The 22,319-nt window shown below is 43.3% G+C and carries 20 protein-coding genes; 1 reads left to right on the forward strand and 19 read right to left on the reverse strand.

What is annotated here, in order from left to right:
• Window positions 1-26: 26 nt before the first annotated feature.
• The 6 genes from GN277_RS20420 to GN277_RS20445 all read right to left on the reverse strand — a co-directional run bounded on the left by GN277_RS20420 (window position 27) and on the right by GN277_RS20445 (window position 10,522).
• Entirely contained in the window at window positions 27-2,228 is a 2,202-nt protein-coding gene (locus GN277_RS20420) for an NHLP bacteriocin export ABC transporter permease/ATPase subunit (protein WP_159753090.1), read from the reverse strand.
• A gap of 19 nt (window positions 2,229-2,247) precedes the next feature.
• Complete coding sequence (locus GN277_RS20425; RefSeq protein WP_159753092.1) at window positions 2,248-4,428, reverse strand: NHLP family bacteriocin export ABC transporter peptidase/permease/ATPase subunit; 2,181 nt, start codon at window positions 4,426-4,428, stop codon at window positions 2,248-2,250.
• Between the two features lie 15 nt (window positions 4,429-4,443).
• Window positions 4,444-4,926: a hypothetical protein gene (locus tag GN277_RS20430; protein WP_159753094.1), complete on the reverse strand. Its 483-nt coding sequence runs from the start codon at window positions 4,924-4,926 to the stop codon at window positions 4,444-4,446.
• Window positions 4,927-5,115: 189 nt separating this feature from the next.
• Window positions 5,116-6,090 (reverse strand): DUF1848 domain-containing protein, encoded by a 975-nt coding sequence (locus GN277_RS20435; RefSeq protein WP_244324809.1) that lies wholly within the window; start codon window positions 6,088-6,090, stop codon window positions 5,116-5,118.
• 27 nt (window positions 6,091-6,117) lie between these two features.
• The gene (locus GN277_RS20440) at window positions 6,118-6,669 is read right to left on the reverse strand and encodes an HD domain-containing protein (protein ID WP_159756992.1); all 552 of its coding nucleotides are present in this window, start codon (window positions 6,667-6,669) and stop codon (window positions 6,118-6,120) included.
• 22 nt (window positions 6,670-6,691) lie between these two features.
• The gene (locus tag GN277_RS20445) at window positions 6,692-10,522 is read right to left on the reverse strand and encodes an efflux RND transporter permease subunit (RefSeq protein ID WP_159753096.1); all 3,831 of its coding nucleotides are present in this window, start codon (window positions 10,520-10,522) and stop codon (window positions 6,692-6,694) included.
• Window positions 10,523-10,695: 173 nt separating this feature from the next.
• Here GN277_RS20445 and ymfI point away from each other — a divergent pair, with 173 nt between their 5' ends.
• On the forward strand, window positions 10,696-11,430 hold the full coding sequence (gene ymfI, locus GN277_RS20450) for an elongation factor P 5-aminopentanone reductase (RefSeq protein WP_159753098.1): 735 nt from the start codon (window positions 10,696-10,698) through the stop codon (window positions 11,428-11,430).
• 58 nt (window positions 11,431-11,488) lie between these two features.
• Here the strand turns inward: ymfI and xth are convergent, their stop codons facing one another.
• The 13 genes from xth to GN277_RS20515 all read right to left on the reverse strand — a co-directional run bounded on the left by xth (window position 11,489) and on the right by GN277_RS20515 (window position 22,308).
• Complete coding sequence (xth, locus tag GN277_RS20455; RefSeq protein WP_159753100.1) at window positions 11,489-12,241, reverse strand: exodeoxyribonuclease III; 753 nt, start codon at window positions 12,239-12,241, stop codon at window positions 11,489-11,491.
• Between the two features lie 16 nt (window positions 12,242-12,257).
• Entirely contained in the window at window positions 12,258-12,992 is a 735-nt protein-coding gene (truA, locus tag GN277_RS20460; RefSeq protein WP_159753102.1) for a tRNA pseudouridine(38-40) synthase TruA, read from the reverse strand.
• Between the two features lie 200 nt (window positions 12,993-13,192).
• The gene (gene nrdR / locus GN277_RS20465; RefSeq protein ID WP_159753104.1) at window positions 13,193-13,642 is read right to left on the reverse strand and encodes a transcriptional regulator NrdR; all 450 of its coding nucleotides are present in this window, start codon (window positions 13,640-13,642) and stop codon (window positions 13,193-13,195) included.
• Window positions 13,643-13,750: 108 nt separating this feature from the next.
• Window positions 13,751-15,529, reverse strand: coding sequence for a sensor histidine kinase (locus GN277_RS20470; protein WP_159753106.1), 1,779 nt, complete (start codon window positions 15,527-15,529; stop codon window positions 13,751-13,753).
• Complete coding sequence (locus tag GN277_RS20475; protein WP_159753108.1) at window positions 15,526-16,209, reverse strand: response regulator transcription factor; 684 nt, start codon at window positions 16,207-16,209, stop codon at window positions 15,526-15,528. Before GN277_RS20475 ends, GN277_RS20470 begins: the two co-directional genes overlap by 4 nt.
• A 275-nt stretch (window positions 16,210-16,484) precedes the next feature.
• Window positions 16,485-16,649: a hypothetical protein gene (locus tag GN277_RS20480; protein WP_322101265.1), complete on the reverse strand. Its 165-nt coding sequence runs from the start codon at window positions 16,647-16,649 to the stop codon at window positions 16,485-16,487.
• A gap of 82 nt (window positions 16,650-16,731) precedes the next feature.
• Window positions 16,732-18,027, reverse strand: coding sequence for a hypothetical protein (locus tag GN277_RS20485; protein ID WP_159753110.1), 1,296 nt, complete (start codon window positions 18,025-18,027; stop codon window positions 16,732-16,734).
• Between the two features lie 14 nt (window positions 18,028-18,041).
• Window positions 18,042-18,413 carry a hypothetical protein gene (locus tag GN277_RS20490; protein WP_159753112.1) on the reverse strand — a complete coding sequence of 124 codons (372 nt, stop codon included), beginning with the start codon at window positions 18,411-18,413 and terminating at the stop codon, window positions 18,042-18,044.
• A gap of 24 nt (window positions 18,414-18,437) precedes the next feature.
• Window positions 18,438-19,880 (reverse strand): FkbM family methyltransferase, encoded by a 1,443-nt coding sequence (locus GN277_RS20495; protein ID WP_159753114.1) that lies wholly within the window; start codon window positions 19,878-19,880, stop codon window positions 18,438-18,440.
• Window positions 19,858-20,775, reverse strand: coding sequence for a hypothetical protein (locus tag GN277_RS20500; protein ID WP_159753116.1), 918 nt, complete (start codon window positions 20,773-20,775; stop codon window positions 19,858-19,860). Before GN277_RS20500 ends, GN277_RS20495 begins: the two co-directional genes overlap by 23 nt.
• 98 nt (window positions 20,776-20,873) lie before the next feature.
• Window positions 20,874-21,080: a hypothetical protein gene (locus GN277_RS20505; RefSeq protein WP_159753118.1), complete on the reverse strand. Its 207-nt coding sequence runs from the start codon at window positions 21,078-21,080 to the stop codon at window positions 20,874-20,876.
• 24 nt (window positions 21,081-21,104) lie between these two features.
• A complete protein-coding gene (locus tag GN277_RS20510) occupies window positions 21,105-22,067 on the reverse strand; it encodes a hypothetical protein (RefSeq protein ID WP_159753120.1) in 963 nt (320 codons plus the stop codon).
• The gene (locus GN277_RS20515; RefSeq protein WP_159753122.1) at window positions 22,015-22,308 is read right to left on the reverse strand and encodes a hypothetical protein; all 294 of its coding nucleotides are present in this window, start codon (window positions 22,306-22,308) and stop codon (window positions 22,015-22,017) included. Before GN277_RS20515 ends, GN277_RS20510 begins: the two co-directional genes overlap by 53 nt.
• Between the last annotated feature and the right edge of the window lie 11 nt (window positions 22,309-22,319).

Below are 22,319 nucleotides of genomic sequence, written 5' to 3' on the forward strand. Positions count from 1 at the left end.
AGAGCCAATAAATTTCCAAAAAATTTTCATGCCCTCAATTCTGCGGTATCGTCAACCCTTTGTCTGGCCACTAGTTCTGCGAAAAAACCTCCCCTTTGTATCAACTTTTCATATGTCCCGTCTTCGATAATCTTTCCCTTATCAAGCACCAGGATCCTGTCGCACTGTTTGATGGTAGATAGCCTGTGCGCGATAACAATCCTCGTGCATTTCAGACTGTCCAGCGATTCCGAGACCGTTTTCTGCGTGAGATTATCAAGGGCTGAAGTCGCCTCGTCAAACATCAGTACTTTCGGTTTCGGTGCGATAGCACGGGCAATCATCAGCCGCTGCCGCTGCCCGCCCGAAATTCCGCCGCTGCCCTCGGAAATCATTGTGTGCATCCCCATCGGCATACGGCGAATATCCTCTGCAATGCCTGACAATTCAGCGGCATGCCAAGCCTCATCCATAGTAAGCCACGGTGCAGATATGATAATATTCGAGAAAATATCTCCCGTAAACAGCTTGCCATTTTGCATTACCACGCCGATATTGCGCCTTAAAGACTTTAAGTCCACCGCCGCAATATCCTTGCCATCAACGTAAACGGCGCCCTTCTGCGGCGACTCAAAGCCCAGCATAAGCCGCAAAAGCGTGGACTTCCCGCACCCGGTTGCGCCCACGATTGCCACATACTGACCCGGACGGATTTTCAGCGACAGATCGTCAATCACAAGGGGCATATTTTCGTTGTAACGGAAGGAAACGTTATTCAGCTCGATGCTGCCCGAAAGCCGCGTAATCATCTGCTTTCCCTCGGAAATCTCAGGAACTTCCTTCAAAATCGGCTCTATCATATCCATAACCGGCTTAATCTGCGCCACAGTCAACGCGATTCCCGCAAGCGAGATAAATGCCCCGGAAACCATTCCGTAAGCGGTATTGAATGCATAGTAGTCCGCTACGGACACGCCTGACGATACTGCAAACCAATACATCATAAGCGTTCCTGCAAGCGAGATTCCGCTTGAAATAACGCTGTTTATTTTCAGGAACATCGGAGGGTTGTAGGCAAGCCGCGCTTCTTCGGCATAAAGATTTCCCCACCGTGCGAACGCACGCATTTCCGCTCCCGAAAGCTTAATCTTCTGCACACCCGATATCAGTGCATAGGACATTCCACTCTCTTTTGAAGACAGCTCCATCTTTTTTTTGCTGACCTTCATCTGTACCAATGCCGATATCACTGTAAACGCCACTGTAGCAAGCATAATGAAAAGCGACGGTATCACCAGCGCGGGCGCGTACACAAAAATCTGCGATATGTATACAAGTGAAAATACAGACGTAAGCCCTGTCGTCAGCGCTACAGACACCAGCATCTCGCACAGCGAATTGCTGCACGCCGCCCGCGCAGATAATTCTCCTGAACTATAATTCTTGAAAAAACCTGCAGGCAGCGACATTAAGCGGGACATGACTGCAGCCTGAACCGAAATACTCATTTTGGTGTTTATCCGCGCTATAATCAACGACTTTACGCCGTTTATCAGCAGGGAACTGAGTGTCACGCAAATCATAAACACCGTAATCGCAAGCAAAATCTGTGTGCTGCCGTCCTCGATAACACGTGAAAACAGCAGGTTATTAAGCTTCGGCGATAACATTCCGATCAACGTCACCGCCAGCGCTGACGCGCCTGTCATCACAAAATCAGCGGGGGACAGCGTTCCCAGAATATACCGCATCAAATCCGAAATTCCAAGTGTTTTCAGCGGCAGCGGCTTGTAAAAAGCTATCGCTTCTTCCTCGAAAAGCTCCTGGTTTTTGCCGTTTATTTTCACATGTTTTCCTGTTTCCATATCCCTATAACGATAACCTGAAAATCCCGTGGGGATAAGCGCAACAACCATCCCATCGCTTTTACGGATTCCCAGCATTGCTCCGATTGCATCTTTGTACCAGCCTTTTGAGAGCGTTACCGTGCGGCGCATGATTCCATGAGGGCGAAGCAAGTATTCAAGCTGTTCATTTCTGTCCGTGATATTGTCGGGAATTTCTTTGGTATTTATATGATAAAATCTTAATATCTCGTCAAAGGCGTTTTTCATCTGCTGCCGTTCATCATTGAGCGCGGTTGAAACACGGCTGCCCATCACTGCGCCGGCAATGTTGATAAAGGCATCTGTAAAAACATCCTGATCGTTTTGTTTACGCTGTTTTATTTGTTCGTCAAACCATCCCATTATCCAATTTTCACCACCTTTATTCGTTTGTTACAAGCTGTGCGTAGATGCCGCCTCTTGCGTACAGCTCATCATGTGTTCCGCGCTCTGCAACTTCCCCGTTATCAAGCACGATGATTTCATCGCAGTCGCGTATGGTCGATAACCTATGCGCCACAACAATACAGGTAATCCCGCGGTCTTTTATGGATCTTACAACCTCAAATTCCGTTTTTGCATCCAGCGCAGAAGTGGCCTCGTCAAGAATGATGATGGTCGGATCTTGGGCTAAAACACGGGCAATCTCCATTCTCTGCCGCTGGCCGCCCGAAAAGTCCTTGCCTCCCTCGGTGATTTTGTAACTGTAGCCCCCGTCACGCTGCATAATATCCTCATGGAGCTGCGCATCCCGCGCAGCCATGATGATCTCAAAATCCTCTATCGAACCATCCCACATTTTGATATTGTTTGCAATTGTATCCTCAAACAAAAAAATATCCTGATCGACTACCGCCAACGATCCGGTAAAAACACTTCTGTCAATTTTTTCTATGGGTTTTCCGTCAAATAAGATTTCGCCTTCCCAGGGCTTGTAAAGTCCCGAAATCAGCTTTGACAGCGTGGATTTTCCACAGCCTGACGTGCCGACAAACGCCACGCGGCTGCCGGTTTTAAGCGTTAAATTAAAGTCCCTGATTAAAGGCTCTGCAAGGCGCGAATAGCCGAACGTGACGTTTTTAAGTTCCACGCTGCCCGATAATTTGCTGTACTCCGCATCCTCTGAAAGCTCATCTCTGTCACAATTCACATCCGTTGGGTATTCCATCACATCCTCAACGCGCTCCATCTGCGCGCGCATTTCCTGGAGCGTCTGTCCCGCCGAAATCAACGTCTGCGCGGGCGCGGTAAAAGAACCTAAAAAGCCCTGAAACGCCATGATCATACCTACTGTAAACTTTCCATTTATTGTAAAATAAACTCCGAGTATCAGCACGGCGATATTTGCCAGTGACGACACAAGCTCAGGAATCATGCCAAGATACTGATTTAGGCGTTCAAAACGCACCTGCTGGGTATTTACGCTCGCCTGATAGCCCGCCCATTTCTCAAAAAATCCATTCTCTGCGCCGCTTGCCTTGATTGTTTCGATCATTTCAATCCCCGCCACAGTAGCTCCGGCGAGTTTTCCCGCGTCGCGCAGCTGTATCCGGGTAATGTTCATGCGCTTATTGGATATAATCCTTGAGACCACAAGATTGATTACGATGGAAGCCACCCCCACCAACGTGAGAATCAGGCTGTAGCGAAGCATCACAACAAGATAAAACACCAGCATAACCGTGTTTAACGCCAACGGCGCGAAAATCTCTACCAATGACTGTGCAACCGAAGCGTTCATTCTCTGCCTCTGCTGAATATCCCCCGCCATGCGCTGGGAGAAAAATTCCATCGGCATATGAAGAACCTTCCACATATAAGCGGTACTTCCGACTGCCGAAAGCTGACCGTTTATTTTCAGCGAATAAACAGCCTTAATCCATTCCACAATGAGCTGTATCACGCTTATTCCTCCAAGCGCGAAAATAAACGGCAAAAACCATTCTGGGTTTTCACCGGTAAGCAGCCTATCCATGAAAATCCGTGAGAATGCCGGGGTGATAATCCCCAACAGAGCAGTTATCAGCGTTGTCAGCGCCACAAACACCATTGCTGTTTTGGCCTCTTTCAGCCGTTTTTTCGCAAACTTCAGTATGCTCTTGGGGGCTCCGCCCGGCTCAAAGTTCTCTGAAGGCTCGAACATCAGGCAAATCCCCGTAAAGGACTTGTCAAATATTTCCATCGGCACGGAATAACTCCCTTTTGCAGGGTCGTTCAGGTACGCCTTGCTGCCCTTGAAGCCATCCAACACTACAAAATGATTGAAATTCCAATGAATGATACAGGGAAATTTTCCATTCTCTTTTAAGCCCTCCGGCTCATAGCGATATCCCTTTGCTGCCAGCCCATAGCTGCGTGCTGCTTTTAGGATGTTTTTCGCGTTGGAACCGTCACGCGATACGCCGCAGTCAGCGCGTACCTGCTCAAGGGGTATCCATTTCCCGTAATATGCAAGGATCATCGTAAGAGAAGCCGCGCCGCACTCCAGCGCTTCCATCTGCATTACCACAGGAACTTTCACCTTACCGTTTCTGACAGGCTGCTTTATCTTTTTCGTACCCATCTTCAGACTCTCCTCTCAATTCAATATAAACGACATCGGCGATACGCTTTCTGTCACGATTTCAGTCTTGTATGTACCGTCTGGAATATCCACATCTGCAATTACCTCATACATCCACTCACCCTCGGAAAAACCTCCGAGATGTATCAAATAGGGATCCATATCCGCGTTTACGGCGATCGGCCTTTCGGCAATTTCAGAAACAGCGAAATCATTGCCGTTTACCTTTACCAGCATTCCCGTTTTAACCTTATCTGCGTCTTCCTCTGTAACATAACAGATAAAAATGCCGTTTTCGCTCGTCCCCGCAGAAAGGATCTTGCTTTCAAGACGCCCAAAAATCCCCCAGACACATACCCCCGCCAACAAAACAATCACCGCCGCCAGTATCATCCAGACACTCGGATTGGATACGCGGATATAATCATTTAGCTGTTCAGGAGAAGAAACACGGTCAATACTTGATTTCCGAAAAATTTGTTTTTCATTGTACTTCATGTCAACCTCCAGCTTTGCTTTACTATAATATATCCCATTTTTCCCCAAAAGGCAACTTCGTAAAGCACATATGATTGAAGTTGACAATGGTGTGTTTTCTTACATAGCTTACAACGCTATGTACAGATAAATCGAATAGGGCTTTCCTAAAAATATTATTTAGAAAAGCCCTATCTAAACTATTTTAACTTAAAACCCAGTATACATCTCCGGCAAATCAAACAGAGATATCTGAATATCCCTGCCCGACACAGCCGCCCGTTCGGTAATCACTTCATCCCCACGCACATGCCCCACCAAAAGCGGAGAATCCGGATCGTGCTGCTCATACTTATTGCGGGCGTTCTCCTGACTTCCTGTGGCATAACAATACCTGCACCCGTGAATACAGGTATGGTACATCCCAATATCCACACTCTCCACACACCGACACTCCTTACGCTGTACGCCATCCTTTTTAAGATCCAGACGGTAACCAGTCAAACTCCTTATCTTCGCCTTATCGATACACGCACTATGCCCGATGCCGAACCGTTCAAGATTTATCTTCTCCGCACAGGTATACAGGGGAAGATTATAGCTTCTGGCAATCTTACTTAAGCCGCAGGCCAGCTTCAAGATCTCATCCTCTGTAAGCTCCCGAAACGGGCTGTCCTTATAAGCATCCACAAAACTGATAATACACCTGGTAGTCGCCTTTGCAAGCCATCTGCACATCAGCTCAAACTGCTCAAGATGGTAGGCTATGGTATATTTCTCCGAAAGAAGCAGCGGGTCAAAACGCCAGTCCATACGCTCTTTGCCAAGGCGCTCGCTCATCAGCAGAAATGATGCCATAACATCCGACGTGTCCGCCAGATTCACCTCCATATCCTCCTCATAGTCCGTAATCGTTACCTGGAAATAATACTCATATCCCATATCTTCAATCTCCCGAAGATACGGCAGCATAGGCGTTGGGTTCTTCGTCCAGAACACAATACAGTCCACTGTCTCAGGAGACAGAAAAACTCGTTTAATCTTCTTACGGTTATACGGATTCGGAACCAGTACTTCCCCAGCTTTCAGACGGTTCACAAACCACTCCGGATACAACGCCGGAATATCCGTTCTTCTGCTTGCACTGATTATCATCTCACATCCGTCCTTCTCACTGTATTCCAAAATCCCTCTCTTTGCCCCACTTCTGCCCTATATGGATGAACCGCTGTCAAAATTCTTCTCAATCAGCCTGCAATATTCTTCAAAGGGCTCGGCCCCCTCAAAGGGTATTCTAAGCACATCCCGAACACCCTTGTAATACCAGCCAATAATATACTTGTCCTTCATACGGAACCGCTTCCACAGTTCCTCCCCCAAAACAGGATAATCCCTGTCTATATCCCGCATATTCGACAGCTTATCTGCAAGCCCGATCATCTGTACATCCCTTGGTGCATTGCGAAGATGCTCAATCGTACTGAGCTTCCTGTCCATCCAGGACTTAGACTTATCCTCACTCTCCTGGGCAACCATTCTGGCCACCCTCTCTGAGAACTCCTGGGCAAGTATTCTCTGTGTTACCCCTTCACAGTCTTCAATCGTGTCGTGCAGCACCGCTGCACTGATCACCTCCTCATCTCCCGTCATCGTTGATACAATGTCCTTCACTTCTACCGGATGAACGATATAAGGACGCTTTGTACCCTTCCTGAATTGCCCTTCGTGTGCCTTAAATGCGAATTCGACTGCTCTGTCAATCATACTCTTACCTCTCTTAATGCCGCTATTCATCTAACAGATACTCTTCCTCCTCAATTCCTTCACGAAGCCTCGCTTTTTCTTTTTTATGGAATAAGTTAAATATACAGGGAACGACGAACAAAGTCAATACAGTTCCGTATATCAATCCGCCGATTGTTACAACTGCCATAGGCTGAACCATGTCCGCCCCCATGCCCACACCGACTGCAAGGGTCGATAAGCCAAGGATTGTAGTAAGCGCTGTCATAATAATTGGCCGAAGTCTGGTCATTCCTGCCTCAACCAGAGCTTCCCTCTGCTCCATTCCATTTTCTATTAGCTGATTCGCATAGTCAATAAAGACAATTCCGTTATTTACAATAATACCTGACAGCATCACGAAGCCAATCATAGCAATCACACTGACCGGCATCTGAGCGATATAAAGCGCCAAAAGTCCTCCGGTAAACGCAAGAGGTACGGTAAACATAACAATAAAAGGTGAACGCATGGACTGGAACTGTGCCACCATGATAAGGTACATGAACACTAACGCCAAAGCAAGCATCTTGAACAGTTCAACCATTGCCTCCATAATCGTCTCATCCTCACCGGTCATCTTAATCTCATATCCCTCTGGTGCACTGTAACCGCCCAGGGCTTTCTTCACCCTGCTGCTCACCAGGCCGATATTATCCCCGTCTTTAATCTCCGCCGTCACGGACATATAGCGGCTCTGGTCCATACGGCTGATGGCCTGCAAGCCGGATGCATCCTCAAACGTGGCGATATCCGCAAGCTTAACTTCCTCCTTCGTCCCGTCCTGCTTCTGCGCCGTAATCGTAAGGTTCCTCACATCCTCACGGGTCATGCTTTCATTTGCATCGTCCAGCACATAAACATCATACTCGTCCGTGTCCGTTGACAGGGTCGTCGCCGTCTTTGCCTGGGAAAGCTTTCCGGAAATCTCCTGATACACCTGTGCCACCGTCAGGCTGTGCTGCGTGGCCTTCGCCTTATCCACAATGACCCGAAGCTCCTCCTTGTTATCCTCGGTTCCGTCTGATACGTTCTGCGTCCCCTTGATATCCTCCACGATTTTCTTAACATCCTTTGCAACCTTCTGCAGACGATCCAAATCCTTTCCTTTAATCTGAATATTAATCCCCGCGCTGCCAAGGGCGCTCATATCCATATTGGACATATTGATCGTCAGCTCACCGTCAAGGTCCTTTGTTACCTTCTCGATTTCCTTCTTAAGCTGCTCATTGGACAAGGATGGTTTTTCCTTAGTCGTGGCATAGAAGGAAATGCTGTTGCTCTCCGACTGGCCGCCTCCCATCATGGAAGCGGAGGCCACCAGACCGCCCACGTCCTCGATATCCTTGATTCCCCCTACACGTTCCATCACTTCATCTGCAATCTTTGCCGTATCTTCAAGGCTGGTTCCTTCCTCCGTTTCCAAATCCATACTAATCTGTGTGCTCTCCATATCCGGCATGAACTGGGTTCCTCTTGTCAATTCCAGGGCAATACTTCCCACGAACAACAGCAATGCGCCAAGAATAACCAAAATTTTATGCTTCAATGCGCCTCTGAGCATATTTCCATAACTAGAACACACCTTAATAAAGAATCTTGACTCCTTGCTTTTCGTTTTCTTTAGCAATCCTGCGGACATCATCGGAACCAGGGTCAGGGCAATGAGAAGGCTGGCAAGCAGAGAATATGCAATGGTCAATCCCATATCTACAAAGAGCTGCCTTGTGACTCCTGATGTAAATACAATCGGAAGGAACACGCATACCGTCGTCAGCGTTGACGCCGCGATTGCTCCGCCAACCTGTCTCGCCCCTTCGATTGCCGCCTGTTTTGCAGATGCGCCTTCTTCGTTTCTCATCCGGTAAATATTTTCTATCACGACGATGGAGTTATCCACTAGCATACCTACACCCAGCGCAAGTCCTGACAGAGAGATAATATTCAGTGTTACTCCTGAAAAATACATGGCAACCAGCGCCGTCATAATACTAATGGGGATAGAGCATGCAATTACAAAGGTGGGACGAATACTCTTTAAAAATACCAGAAGAATAAAAATCGCCAAGACTGCACCATAGACCAGGTTATCCAATACGGAATTCACGATTAAATCAATATAGACTCCCTGATCCATCAGAACAACTGTATCAATGTCTGCATTATCCTTCTTCACCTGCTCCAAACGTTCCAATACCCGATCGCTCACATCACCTGTAGAGTACCCTGTCTGCTTCTGAATCATCAGCATGACTCCGGCATCGCCGTTAATCTTCGCATACGTTTCGTCTGCATTAGTGACCATCTCAACACTCGCCACATCCGCGAGCTTTACAGGGTCGATTCCCTCCATATCTACCAGAACCAGATCTTTCAGTTCTCCAATGTTCCTAAACTTCTCACCGACACGAATCAGAAAATCGATCCCTGCCTCTTTTACGTAGCCTGCCGGCATACTAAAATTCTCCGCAGTCAGAATGGTCTTTACCATGTCCGCAGTCAGCAGATTGCTCATATCGGCTTTGGCAGACGCTTCCTCCATAGCAGACTCCATCTGAGCCTCTTGCATCTGCAATGCAGACTCTCCCGCCGCAAGCTGCGCCGTTCCTTCTCCAATGCCCACTGCTGCCTCAAGCTGTGCGGACGCAAGCTCGCCTCTGGCCTGGGCAAGAGTCATAGCGCCCTCGTTAATCTGCTGCTGCATAGTCCCAAGCTGGCTCTTGCCGGCAGCTAACTGGTTCTTGCCCTCCATAAGCCCTGCTTCCTGCTGTTCTAACTGCTGGATGGTTGCCAAAAGAGCCTCTCGCGCCTTCTCATAGGCACCGTCGCCTACGGTGGCCTCCAGCTCTGCCAGCTTCGCCTCTAGCTCCGCCTTCTGTTCTTCCGTAAGACCGATATCAGGCAATTCCAATGTTCCTTTGATTTCGTCATACTGAGCCTTCGCAGAATCAAGCTGTGTAAGCTGCGCCTGTGCCTGTGCTTTTCCGGCCTGAAGCATGGCAAGGTTCTGCTGAAGCTGCGTCTCGGCAACATTTAACTCCGCCATCTTCTCCGTAATTTCTAACTGCGCCTGCTTAATCTCCTCACTTTTCATGGAAATCTGTGACTCAGCCTCTGCTAACCCCAAGGAGGCTTGCGCTTTCCCTGATTCCAGTGCAGCCTTTCCGCTTGCCACCTGGGCTTTCGCCTCATCCAACGCACTTTTGGCGTCGTTCACCTTCCGCTCCATTTCTGCCTTGATTTCATCATTTAATTCTGTGACCTTCTGTTCATTCACCGTAATCTCAATCGTTTCTTCAATGCTTCCCGTTACCGTGACAGAAGCCACGCCTTCCACGCTCTCCACTTCGGGAATAACCTGTTCATTGATAATCCTGCTGGTATTTGCCGCATCCTCGCCTTTTGCGCTGACCGCAGCCACCAGTACCGGCATCATGTCCGGATTCAGTTTCATAATAATAGGATTTGACACTTCATCCGGCCAAAAGCCTTGAATCTGATCCAGGCTCTCCCGCATCTCAATGGTAACAGAATCCATATTCGCGGTCTGGTCGAATTCCAGAACCACTGTGGATGCATTTTCGTTGGAAATAGACTGGACAGACTTGATATTACTGACCGTCGCCATAGTCTGTTCTACAGGTTTTGTCACAATCTGCTCTACTTCTTCGGGGCTTGCGCCTATGTACGTAGTCATGACAATCGCATAAGGGAGGTTCATGCTGGGTAAAAGGTCTACTGTCATACTGCTAAAAGAGACCACGCCCAGAATAATGATGAGCACTACGCCTACTACTACTGTGTACGGTTTTTTTACGCTGAATTTTGATAGCATATGGGGCCCTCTTTCTCTGTGTTTCATTGATTTACATATTATTAAATAATATGTAAATCATAGCACTTGAGCCTTTAATTGACAAGAATTCTGGAGTATAATGATACTGTAGGCCTTTGATTTAATAGATAATTTATAAACATTTTATAAAGCTTTTTACTAGGGGAATTACAATGAATAGAAAAAATATACTGGTTACAGGGGCATCCCGTGGAATCGGACGTGCCGTTGCACTTAAGTTTGCATCAGAGGGGTATCACGTATTTTTAAACTGCCGTACTTCGGCCGCAGAGCTTGAGCAGGTGCAGCGTATTATTGATGAGGAATACCACGCTTCTAGCGAAACGCTTCTGGGGGATGTAGGCAATCCGGAGGACGTGGCATCTATGTTTGAACAAATCTACCGTTCCTGCGACTGTCTGGATGTTCTGGTCAATAATGCGGGTATCTCACATATAGGGCTTTTGATGGATATGGAAGATAATGAGTGGCAGCGTGTACTTAACACCAATCTTTCTTCGGTCTTCTACTGCTGCCGCAAAGCAATTCCTCCCATGATTTCAAGAAAATGCGGAAGGATTATTAACATTTCTTCCATGTGGGGAACTTCTGGTGCCTCCTGCGAGGCCGCCTACTCGGCTTCCAAGTCAGGGGTGAACGGACTTACGAAGGCCCTTGCAAAAGAGCTTGCACCAAGTAAGATCCCAGTCAATGCTATTGCCTGCGGGGTAATTGATACAGAAATGAATAACCAGTTGTCGAAAGATGAACGCCTAAAGCTTGAGGAGGAGATTCCGGCGGGAAGATACGGTACAACCGGTGAGATTGCACAGATTGTATGGGATGTTGCACACGCGCCAGAGTATCTGACAGGACAGATCATTGGGGTGGATGGAGGGTATCTGTAGACATCCACCCTTTTACTCTAACATATCTTATGAGTATCTTATAGACAGTATATTATATCTATTCCATCACAAGCTCTACCGGACAATGATCTGAGCCCATCACATCCGTCAAAATCCTGGCATCCTTTAATCTCTCTTTCAGACCCTCCGACACACAGAAATAGTCAATCCTCCACCCTGCATTCTTGGCTCTTGCACTGAAACGGTAAGACCACCAGGAATAGATTCCTTCCATATCCGGATAAAAATACCGGAACGTATCCACAAATCCAGCCTCAAGAAGCTCTGTAAACTTCCCACGTTCTTCATCTGTAAATCCTGCATTCTTTCGGTTTGTCTTTGGATTCTTAAGGTCAATCTCCTGATGCGCCACATTCAAATCTCCGCAGAAAATCACAGGCTTTTTCTCCTCCAGTCCTTTTAGATATGCCAGGAAATCCGTTTCCCACTGCATCCGGTAGGGAAGCCTTGCAAGTTCATTCTGGGAATTGGGTGTATACACGGTAATAAAATAAAAATCTTCAAATTCCAGCGTAATCACTCGCCCCTCTCTGTCATGCTCTTCTATCCCGATTCCATAAGAAACAGACAACGGCTCCTTCTTCGTAAAGATTGCCGTTCCTGAATAGCCTTTCCGCTGGGCGTAATTCCAATATTGGTGATACCCTGTCGTCTCAAGGGCAAGCTGCCCCTCCTGCATCTTCGTCTCCTGAATACAGAAAATATCTGCATCTGTCTCCTGAAAAAAATCCAGGAATCCTTTCTGCACACATGCCCGAATTCCATTTACATTCCATGATACAAATTTCATCTATAAAATCCTCCAATCAATAATACACTTTCCGAAGAAACAGCCCTCTGGCCGGTGCAAGAAATCCTGCAAGGCTTCTGTCCTCCGCCGCAATGACCACCGGCAGCTTAGACGCGTCCCTCTTTCCCGTACCAATCTCTAACAAAGTACCTGTCAGAATCCGCACCATATGATATAAAAATCCCGTACCATAATAGGTAATTCTGACCTTCTCTCCGTTACTTACAATCTTGATATTCGTAATGCGCCGGATCGAATCCTTACATTCCTTGTCGTCGGTAAAGCTGATAAAATTCTTCGGCCCAATCAGATATTTGACAGCGTCTCGCATTGCCTCAATGTTAAGCTTCTCTGGATAATGATAACAGTATCTCCGAGAAAATACATCCGGCTTCTCCCGACAGTCAATATAATACTCGTACTTCTTCCCTTTCGCACTCTTTCGGGCATGGAAACTATTCCTTACAAGCTCAACCTTCACGACCCTGATATCCTCCGGAAGATACCGGTTCAAGGACTCTTTAAATTCATTAGTGTCGTATAGCTTCGATAACTTTACACTCACCACCTGCCCGCGGGCATGAACTCCCGCATCCGTTCTTCCAGAGCCGTCCACCTGGACGCGGTAGCCAACTAATTTGCCGATACTCCACTCCATCACAAACTGGATTGTATTATCCGTCGTAACCTGACGCTGCCATCCCTGATATCTGCTGCCATCATACGCGATGGTTAATTTGTATGTTCTCATATATCTCACCCAATCTAAAAATATCTTCCTGATACTCAACAATTCCGACATTTATGCATCCCGAAGCCAAACTTTTGGGATACTGCTCTATAAAAAGGAAGAAGCAAACGTTCCTACTTTGCTTCTTCCCCTATTCTACCACTTAATTCACGTCTTAGCAAATATCTTCTGCATCAAATATCTTCCAATTTTCTATAAGGCTATTTCAATATCTTTTTCAGCTCATCCATAAACGTATTTACATCCTTAAATTCACGATAAACCGACGCAAATCTTACATATGCCACCTCGTCCAGCTCCTTCAATTCCTCCATGACAATCTCTCCCACCCGACTGCTTGGAATCTCCTTGGCCTCTAAGCTGAATACCTTAGTCTCGATTCTGTCTATCGTGCGCTGAATGTCCACCGCAGATACCGGACGCTTATAGCATGCCCTCAGAATTCCGTTCTCAATCTTGCCGCGGTCATACTGCTCACGGTTATTATCCTTCTTTATAATAATTAATGGAATCGTCTCAACCTTTTCGTAAGTCGTAAAACGCTTGCCGCAACTGTCACAGGAACGGCGGCGGCGGATGGAATTGCCATCCTCTGCAGGTCTTGAATCTATCACTCTTGTATCTAATTGGCTGCAATACGGGCACTTCATCTTGCATTGTTTTCCTTTCTCTCATCTTGGTAAACCTAGTATACAACGCAATAATATAAGAAGTCAAACTGTATTTTGATTACTGCAGCAACATTTTATTAACCGTCCTTACTTTTTTACAACAACCCTTATACCGTCAGCCCCATTTTCAAGAATAACCCTCATTCCATGATGTTCTGCAATCTTCTTTACCAGAAATAGCCCAATCCCCATATGATTCCCCTTCTTCCCCCTGCTCTTATCTCCTGTAAAGAACAAGTCGAAGGCATGAAGAAGCTCGTCTTCCTCCATCTGCTTTCCAGTATTCTCAATCACACACTGTCCCGCTTCTGTCCTGACCAGTATCCTGCCATCCAACACATTATAATCCACCGCGTTAGAAATCAGATTAAAGACCGCTTTCTCCAGATATTCCCTGTCACCTTCCACCAGAAAATCAGCTTTCTCCTCGTATTGAACCTGGATATTCTTTTCATCAATCATCGGCGCAAACCTCTCCATCTCCTCCCTGACCAACGCCCCGAAAGATATGGTCTCCTTCTTAAGCGCCAGTCCTTCAGAGTCCAGCTTCGATATTTCAATCATTTCCGCCACCAGACGGTCCATCTCCTCCGTCTGCCCGATAATCTGGGTAAGGTAATACTCCCTTTTCTCCTCCATATTGTGCTCTATCAGATTCTCTGCAAAATTCCGGATAATGCCAAGAGGCGTCTTTAGCTCATGGGCCATGGCATTGGTGAAATCCCGCCGGGTTTCCTCCAGCACCTTCTCTCGTGCGTAAATCTGGTTAAACCGATCCACAACCAGAAACATACAAACAAGCGTCAGTATCAGCCCCGCCATATAGAGATGCTTCATATAGTCAAACGCATCAAACCAAGGCCTCTCCTCTATCCGGAATAATATATAACCAGACGGGTCCTCTATATTCCCAATTTTTAGCTGATATCCGGCATTGAACTCCCATACACCCCCTTCATAAATCCCCGGATGTTCCGCTTGGTTATCCCATGAAAAACTGCCTTCCATCGGGAAATCATGGAGGTATTTACTGCTAGTCCATCTGTGCCATCTTTCATAGGAAGTCATATAAGGAAATACTACATTAGGATCGCGAATCTCTCCTTTTTCCCGCTTTTCCTCGCTGATTTTTGAATTCGTCCACTCCCATACTACCTCACTGTCCGTCATATAAAAAATCTGTTCTTCTCCAGTAGCATAATCTGTCCTCATACCAAGGCTGCTGCTGGTAATTGCCCCCGTCAGAGGATTCTTATACTGCTTTTCCTTCCCCTCCTGTCCTTCCTCCCAAGTCATCTCCTGGACATAGATATGGTACAACTCCTTACCGTCAGGAGACGTTTGTATTAAAATTCCATATTTCCGCGGCAAGGTATAATCCGCGGCAAGCTGCCTCTCCTTCTCCTTCCAATAATACTCTGCTAACTCCTCCTTTTGTTCAAACGTCAGATAATCATCCAGCACATAAGGCCCATATCTTACCTGGGAAGTATCCTCTGAATACATAGTATCCCCGACTGCATCATAGCTTTTCGCCAACAACTTCATTTCTTTGTCATAAACGGCAACAGAAAGATTCAACTGCGGATTCGTCTCACTCCAGAAATACTCATTCACTAAGCACTTATAATATTCCTGCCTTTCTGCCCCATCCTCAGACAGCGTATCCCCCATGGCGCTCTCCATTTCTGCCGCTTTTCTGTAGATAGATGTTGCCACCTGCTCGAACATACGAATGTAATCATCCTCGAATTTCTCTTTCACCACCAGCGTTGCCAATCCCATTGTCACCAAATACAATATGAGAAATCCTGCCACTATAGGTTTCCAAAAGCCTTTCTTTTTCCTGCTTAACGCGCCTTTCATCGTACCACCTCCATCTTTGCTTCGGATAAACGATACCCGAATTTCCGTACAGTTTCTATGGTACATCCGCAGGAGCCCAGCGCTTTGCGCAGTTTTTTGATATGATTGTCCACCACCCTCTCGTTTCCGTCAAAATCATATCCCCAGAATCGAATCAATAGCTGCTCACGGCTGTAGACCCGCCCTGGATTCTGTATAAGAAATAACAGCATCTCATATTCTTTCGGCGGCAGCACAAGGATTTCTCCAAACCTCCAGACCTTGCGGCTTCGGGTATCCACCTTAAGTCCGCCCAGCTCCACGAATGAATGGAGTCCTTGTACCCTTCCCGTCAGCGCCATCGCCTTGGCATATAATACCGGCAGGGAAAAGGGCTTCGTCACATAGTCGTCCGCCCCCAGGGAATAGCCATTTAGCTTGTCCTCCTCCAGCACGCGTGCAGTAATAAAAATAATCGGCACATCACAGTCTTTGCGAATCTGACGGCACACGTTAAAACCATCCAGCCCCGATATCATCACATCCAGTAAAACCAGATGGAAGCATCGCACCTTAAGCAATTCTAAGACCTGTAACCCATCCTCTGTTGTCTGCACAAGCCATCCCTTGCCTGTAAAATAATCCGCGGCAGCTTCCGCAATCAGGCGGTCATCCTCCACAATTAATAATCTAAGCTCCATATGCGTTCTCCATATTCAATCTGTGTATCGCTTACAGAAAATGTCCGGACACTTTATCTGTATGATGATACAATATCATGTAAATATATCTTTTCTGTATCCTTTTGTAAATAAAGGGGCTGTTGCTTTGAAAAAAAATCTACAAGATATAGTAAAATTCGCTTCTCACGAAATATTATATCCTGTACATTTCTCACTAAATGCAACAGCCTCCACAAACGCTATGTTCTGCAGCTTATAGTTATTTTATTCAAAAAGAAACTATAAGCTGCATCTTAAATCGTTCTTCTCCAAATACAGCATGGGGTACATCCTAAAGAAAAAATCGTCATACTGACGGAGGAATTCTGAACCAATGTCCTGCTGACCACCTGGCCAGTCTGGTACTCCACCATATCCTTAAGTTTCAAACACTTCTGTTTTTCGATATTCTTATACATCTATTCCCTCCTGAATCATTAGCGCTTATGTTATTCAGTATAACACGAAGAAGCTGTTTTACAACCCACTCTATCCAAATTTTTATTCCCGTATATTCTGCAGGGTTTCCCCATCTGGATGGATGCAGACCGTATCCCCTGTGCGCAGTCTTTCTAAATATTCATCTCCTACAACAAGATTATTCCATCCTTCTATGGCGTACATATCTATTGCTTTCCATTTCGTATCGCAATAATTATAATCCGGATACAATGCTGTTTTTTCACATCTTGCGTACTTTAATATATCACAGAGTCCGCTCCTGATTCCAATAAATGTACCTGCATACTCGGCTACAGACTGTAGCTCTGAAATCTGAGGGCTTATTGCCTCAGTACCATCCAAGGGCTGTTCATCCCCTGCTACGTTGGTAAGGCATTGATACCCCTTTCTCTTATAATCCTGGACAACTTTATCCCAAAAATCCTTGGACAGTGTTGTGACAGATTTTGCATAAGGCGAAAAAACAACTGCGCCTCCTTTGTTAATATCACACAATTTGGGATACGCCTTCATCCCTGTAGGCATGATTGGCCTGGTATCCTCCAAAAGACCAAACACTCCGCAGCAATAGATTTTCTCTAAGGGAATACATTTTACATATAAAGCTTTGTGGAGATTTACCACATACGGCCTATCCTGATGGGCAATAAAAAAATGGGAATCCTGCGTATAAAGACAGGCTTGTACCAACTCGTCCATATCCTTCTGGTCGTATTTCTCTGCCAAAACTCCATCAAATAGAGACACTGCTTCAGCACAGGCATTTCCTATAACACAAACAACATATCTTTCTATGCTTCTTTTTTTCAGGAAATGGGGCAGGTATGACATGGCAAAAAAAACATCTCCCAGCGCAGAAAAAGGACACAGTATTTTGAAATGCTCTGGGTACTTCCTTTCCAGTTTCTGCTTCAATGCAAGACCACGCTCAATACGCTGTCCTTTTCTCCTGATGGTTTCTTCTGATAGGGAATATTCTGCATATGAATTGTAATCTACCAGCTTTTCTATACGTCCTGTAAACCCAAGGGTTTTTAGTTGTTTTGCCATGGACGAATAAGCCCTTGCCGCAATGAAAACTATTGTATGCTCTGTATTTGCTTCCAATACGGTATCTGGCGGCAATATAGGAATATTTCTGTAGCTTGTTCCGTGCTTTGATATATTATTGTCCAAAATGCCATGGATTTTATAATCCCGTTCTATGAGCAAATCAATCAAAGCCTCCGTTGCATTACAGTGGCCAAACAAATATATGGCTTTGTCTTTCAACAAAGCCTCTTTTTCCAGATTATCCAAATTCCTGACCATTTCTTCATAGTGCATCTTATCCATGAATTGTTATCCCTCTAACTAAGCAAGGCCTGCCATGCTTCCTGAAGCGTCAGCAGACCTGTTTCTACATAATTGAAAATATTGGGGAAAGATGTATTGTCATCTGTAATCATAGAGAAATTATCTGTAAATTCATACATATAGTATAATCTAATTAACTTCTCTGTATTTTCTTTAGAAATCCTTTTTATAAAGGGTGCGTCACAGCATGAACAACAGTTATTGCCTGGTATAACAAAAATATTCTTCTCTATATTTTCTAAACATATTCCCTGCTGCAAAAACTGTATATCTTTTGTATGTAGGAAAAAAAGCACAAAATCTACTGTTAATATTAATTGCTCTAATCGCTCCATTTTCTGTCTATTATAAACTGGTACTAACATAGGAATCCTATCACCTTCTTAAAATTAACACTTCGGCTCACAGATAAGAAGTGTTTCCTCAATAAAGGAATATGGTAAAACAGGTCTGAATATTTTCATATCATATTCACTATATATACTTTCAATTAATGGTTTAATTGTAAACAAATCATCTATACTATGATAAATGCTAATCATAAGCGTAGGATGCTGTTCCTTAATTGTGTTTACCGCCCCCAATATCAACTGCTTCTCACAGCCCTCTACATCTGCTTTAATCAGACCGACCTCTAAATTGTTTTCATACACAAAATCATCCAGTGTAATACAAGGAACTTTTTCTTTTTTATATTCTAATCCTCTCCCAAAATTATTAATTGAATTATAAGAACAGTTAGACACTGTCCCTATAAAAACCTCCATTTCTCCGGTCTGATCTGTAAGAGCCATATCAACCGGAATTACATTTTTTAGACCGTTCCACTCAATCACATCTTCTATACTTAAGAGATTATTTTTTTCAAATTCAAAGCAATATATCTTTCCATCAAAATTCTCAGAAAATATCAAGGAGCTGTCACCTATATATCCACCGGCATCTATGATTGCCTTCTTCCCCACCTTTTCCTTATATCTCAACTGTTCAATACCATTTTTATAGTAAAATACAGCAGGTTCGATATGTATTCCTCCTGGCAGAATATATTTCCCACAAACAATTCTGTTCCCCAGTTCAAAAGTTTCATTATCCAAAGCTTCCCGCATTTCTTCCGTATATTGTTCCTCATCCTTTGTAAGAAAAATCTCTTTTTCATCACATAATTGATGTAAACGATGAATAATTCGATAAACTTCACAACGACTTTCTGTATCTAACTTCTTAACTAAAGCATTTATCATATTGTCAAATTCTTCATTTTCTCTAAGTATTTTAAAGTCTTTCACATAACTTTCATTATGATACGCTCCATTTTTTTCAAATAAGATCGGATTCTTCCATAATTTAATCTCTATTTCACGTAATTTTTCCGCCATCACCTGCATGTTAAAAATCATTTGCTGTTGATTTAGCAAAAGCTGCTGTTCAGCGATTAATACCTTATGAGTGCTAAAAAGAACATCTGCATCAGTATCCGGATTTTTCTGCCTTATTTTTAAGTATTCCTCATCTTTCAAAACAAATATATTTTCAAATCCGTATTGAACAAGCAGATGGACAATTTCTTCATGCAGCCATTCAAGTGTACCGACAATAACAGGAATCTCTTTACCCTGCTGACATTCATCAAAGGACTTTACCGGTATTCCAAAGCATCCTGAAATATTAACGCTTTCATCAGATACCATAAAGCACTCGACCGTAAACTTCTTATGATTGTTCAAAATATCTCTTGCTAAATAATAGGCGCCAATTCCTGCGCCATATATTCTCAGCGGGCCTTCATAATGTTTTTTTATTAACTGACTATATTCCAACAAGCTTCGCATATATTTCCTTTCCTTCTGCACCTAAAAATTTATCTTCATCATTCCTCAATCTATGCCGTTCCTTTATATATTCTATAAACATACAACTATCGAAGGGTTCGCTTTCTCCAATCAAATCACACTCCCATAAGCTCAGGTTTCCTAATGAAAGAAATCGTTTTTGGGGATATACATTTGTTGTATAAAACTCAGTTTTGTAAAACTCTCCAGTATCTATATTGACCCTGTAAAAGCTGTAATCTTTACCTGACATAAAAGATATCGTTTTGCCGTCTATCGAATATGCCATTGTATTATCGAAACCATATGTATCTTCTATCTTATCTCCACTGATTAAATCAGACACATGTTTTATATTCTCCATCTCCCCAGTCTTAATATTCAGTAATATAAATTGATCTGATAAATTAGGAAATAAAATAATCCCTTTTTCACATTGATATAACGTGTGAAAAGGAACATAGCTCGCTGTAAAACCATCTGGGTATTTTTCATATAAAGTTACAGTATTTCTCTTAATACAATAACATACTACACCGCCTTTTATCCGTGGCGTTAGCCAAATATGAGTTCCTAACTTCAGTATTCCGTTAAATCCATTCCCACAAATTGGGATCTTACAAATTGTAACATTTCTACTTTTCATATTAATTTTTACAATAATTTGTGCACATCCGCAAGAACAGTACGCAATTTCATTTTCCACACACACATCCGTTATATATGCTTCATTGTTCACACTCTGCAATTCCAATTCATTAATAAAATTAGACACATAATTAATTTCTAATGTACGCATATTAATGATTACCATAGCAGGATAGTTATGCGGAAGCAAAAAAAGAAAACCGTCATAAACTTCACTACACCAAAATTTGGCGTTCTCATTTGCCAACTTTTTCTGACCGAATTCGTCGATTTTTTTCAAAGGAAGTTTTGTAAAAATCTTTGAAACAGTATTATAAACAGCTATTTCATTAGCAAAAAAAGGAACTAAAAAAATATTATTTCCATATTTTTCATAGATGCATATAGTCGAAGAGCATATCTTCTTTCATAAGGAACTATGCCCACTAAAACAGCATCTTTATTCCCACTCCGTTTGCAATACAGTCCATTATGATCATATGTAGTAAACCATATTTTATCAGCTTCTTTAATATAGGTTTCAAATGATAACTTAACTTTATTTTTATCCATCTTCTTTCAATCCCTGCTATACTTTTAAACGATCTTTTTAATATGCTCATCTAACATACAGGTAAATGCTATTGCTCCTGAGTAGTTTAGATGAGCAGGATCCATATAGAAATGTGGATTTTTTGAAATAGCTTCTACACTCTTAAAATCCCATAAAAAAATATTATTATCTGTTACTGTTTTTACTGCTTGTTCAAATTCATCTTTATAGGAACTTAGCATTATTCTATGATATTCCTCCAACACTATATATCTTGGCATCAACAGCAGTATAACTTTTATACCTGGATTAATACCTTTTACTGTATTAATAATTTGATGAAAATGGTATATATTCTCTTGAATCGTTTCCTTATATCTCTTACTTGGTATAGAGTATAAATTTGATGGAAGAAAAGGGAATTTTTCTATCGACATATTTATCTGCGGTGTTAAAGGGTAATCCTTATATCCTAAAACACCAAATTCTCGTTTCACAAAAAAATTATCCAATTCTTTATAAATTACTTCTTTATTAAACAGTTCATCTCTTATTTTTAGTAAATACTCATCATTCACTGGAACATAATATCCACTTTTCTCCATTTCTATTTCGGCATCTTGAACAAAATTTATATTTTGTTCATAGTGGTGCCTATCCTCCATAATTCCTCCATTTCCCCAATATTTTATAATCGCTGTTGATAAGCTGACATCATAATTGAATATTGTATAATCGTATAAATCTAATATTACATATTGTAAATCCTGAATTATTCTCGGATAAGCATTTATACATTTTTCCAATACTTTCTTATGATAGTAAATATCCTCACTTCCTACTGCCAGATTATACCATTTTCCACTTAAGTACTCAGGATTAATTCCACATAATGCATGACTGATACCTAATATAATTCCAGTACACTTTTTTGTGTTTGCAGTTAGTATTTTATCAACTTTTTGTTCTGTAAAAAGTTGGGAAAAAATCAATAATTTTGCTTTCACTAATCAAATGCTTTGTAATTAACTCATTTTTGACCTTTTCAGAAGCAAATCTATTCTTCAATGCAATAATTATAAAATCAAAGTTTATAATCTTAAGTTTTTCATTTCTAATATATCTTACCCCTCCCCATCTATTTATATCAGCATAACTATCTGTAAACCCCACTATTTGATGATTCTTCTTTAATGCCCTTTTTACTAAAATTCCTTCTTCCCCAAGTCCATATATTATAATTTTCATGTATTGCCTCT

The sequence above is a fragment of the Sporofaciens musculi genome, from assembly GCF_009830285.1.
GTDB lineage: Bacteria > Bacillota > Clostridia > Lachnospirales > Lachnospiraceae > Sporofaciens > Sporofaciens musculi.

What these genes read in the sequence shown, in the direction of transcription:
- GN277_RS20420 (WP_159753090.1), bottom strand. Translation starts at nt 2,228, where the DNA reads ATGGGATGGTTTGACGAACAAATAAAACAGCGTAAACAAAACGATCAG.
- GN277_RS20425 (WP_159753092.1), bottom strand. Translation starts at nt 4,428, where the DNA reads ATGGGTACGAAAAAGATAAAGCAGCCTGTCAGAAACGGTAAGGTGAAA.
- GN277_RS20430 (WP_159753094.1), bottom strand. Translation starts at nt 4,926, where the DNA reads ATGAAGTACAATGAAAAACAAATTTTTCGGAAATCAAGTATTGACCGT.
- GN277_RS20440 (WP_159756992.1), bottom strand. Translation starts at nt 6,669, where the DNA reads ATGATTGACAGAGCAGTCGAATTCGCATTTAAGGCACACGAAGGGCAA.
- GN277_RS20445 (WP_159753096.1), bottom strand. Translation starts at nt 10,522, where the DNA reads ATGCTATCAAAATTCAGCGTAAAAAAACCGTACACAGTAGTAGTAGGC.
- ymfI (WP_159753098.1), top strand. Translation starts at nt 10,696, where the DNA reads ATGAATAGAAAAAATATACTGGTTACAGGGGCATCCCGTGGAATCGGA.
- xth (WP_159753100.1), bottom strand. Translation starts at nt 12,241, where the DNA reads ATGAAATTTGTATCATGGAATGTAAATGGAATTCGGGCATGTGTGCAG.
- truA (WP_159753102.1), bottom strand. Translation starts at nt 12,992, where the DNA reads ATGAGAACATACAAATTAACCATCGCGTATGATGGCAGCAGATATCAG.
- nrdR (WP_159753104.1), bottom strand. Translation starts at nt 13,642, where the DNA reads ATGAAGTGCCCGTATTGCAGCCAATTAGATACAAGAGTGATAGATTCA.
- GN277_RS20470 (WP_159753106.1), bottom strand. Translation starts at nt 15,529, where the DNA reads ATGAAAGGCGCGTTAAGCAGGAAAAAGAAAGGCTTTTGGAAACCTATA.
- GN277_RS20475 (WP_159753108.1), bottom strand. Translation starts at nt 16,209, where the DNA reads ATGGAGCTTAGATTATTAATTGTGGAGGATGACCGCCTGATTGCGGAA.
- GN277_RS20480 (WP_322101265.1), bottom strand. Translation starts at nt 16,649, where the DNA reads ATGTATAAGAATATCGAAAAACAGAAGTGTTTGAAACTTAAGGATATG.
- GN277_RS20485 (WP_159753110.1), bottom strand. Translation starts at nt 18,027, where the DNA reads ATGGATAAGATGCACTATGAAGAAATGGTCAGGAATTTGGATAATCTG.
- GN277_RS20490 (WP_159753112.1), bottom strand. Translation starts at nt 18,413, where the DNA reads ATGTTAGTACCAGTTTATAATAGACAGAAAATGGAGCGATTAGAGCAA.
- GN277_RS20495 (WP_159753114.1), bottom strand. Translation starts at nt 19,880, where the DNA reads ATGCGAAGCTTGTTGGAATATAGTCAGTTAATAAAAAAACATTATGAA.
- GN277_RS20505 (WP_159753118.1), bottom strand. Translation starts at nt 21,080, where the DNA reads ATGGATAAAAATAAAGTTAAGTTATCATTTGAAACCTATATTAAAGAA.
- GN277_RS20515 (WP_159753122.1), bottom strand. Translation starts at nt 22,308, where the DNA reads ATGAAAATTATAATATATGGACTTGGGGAAGAAGGAATTTTAGTAAAA.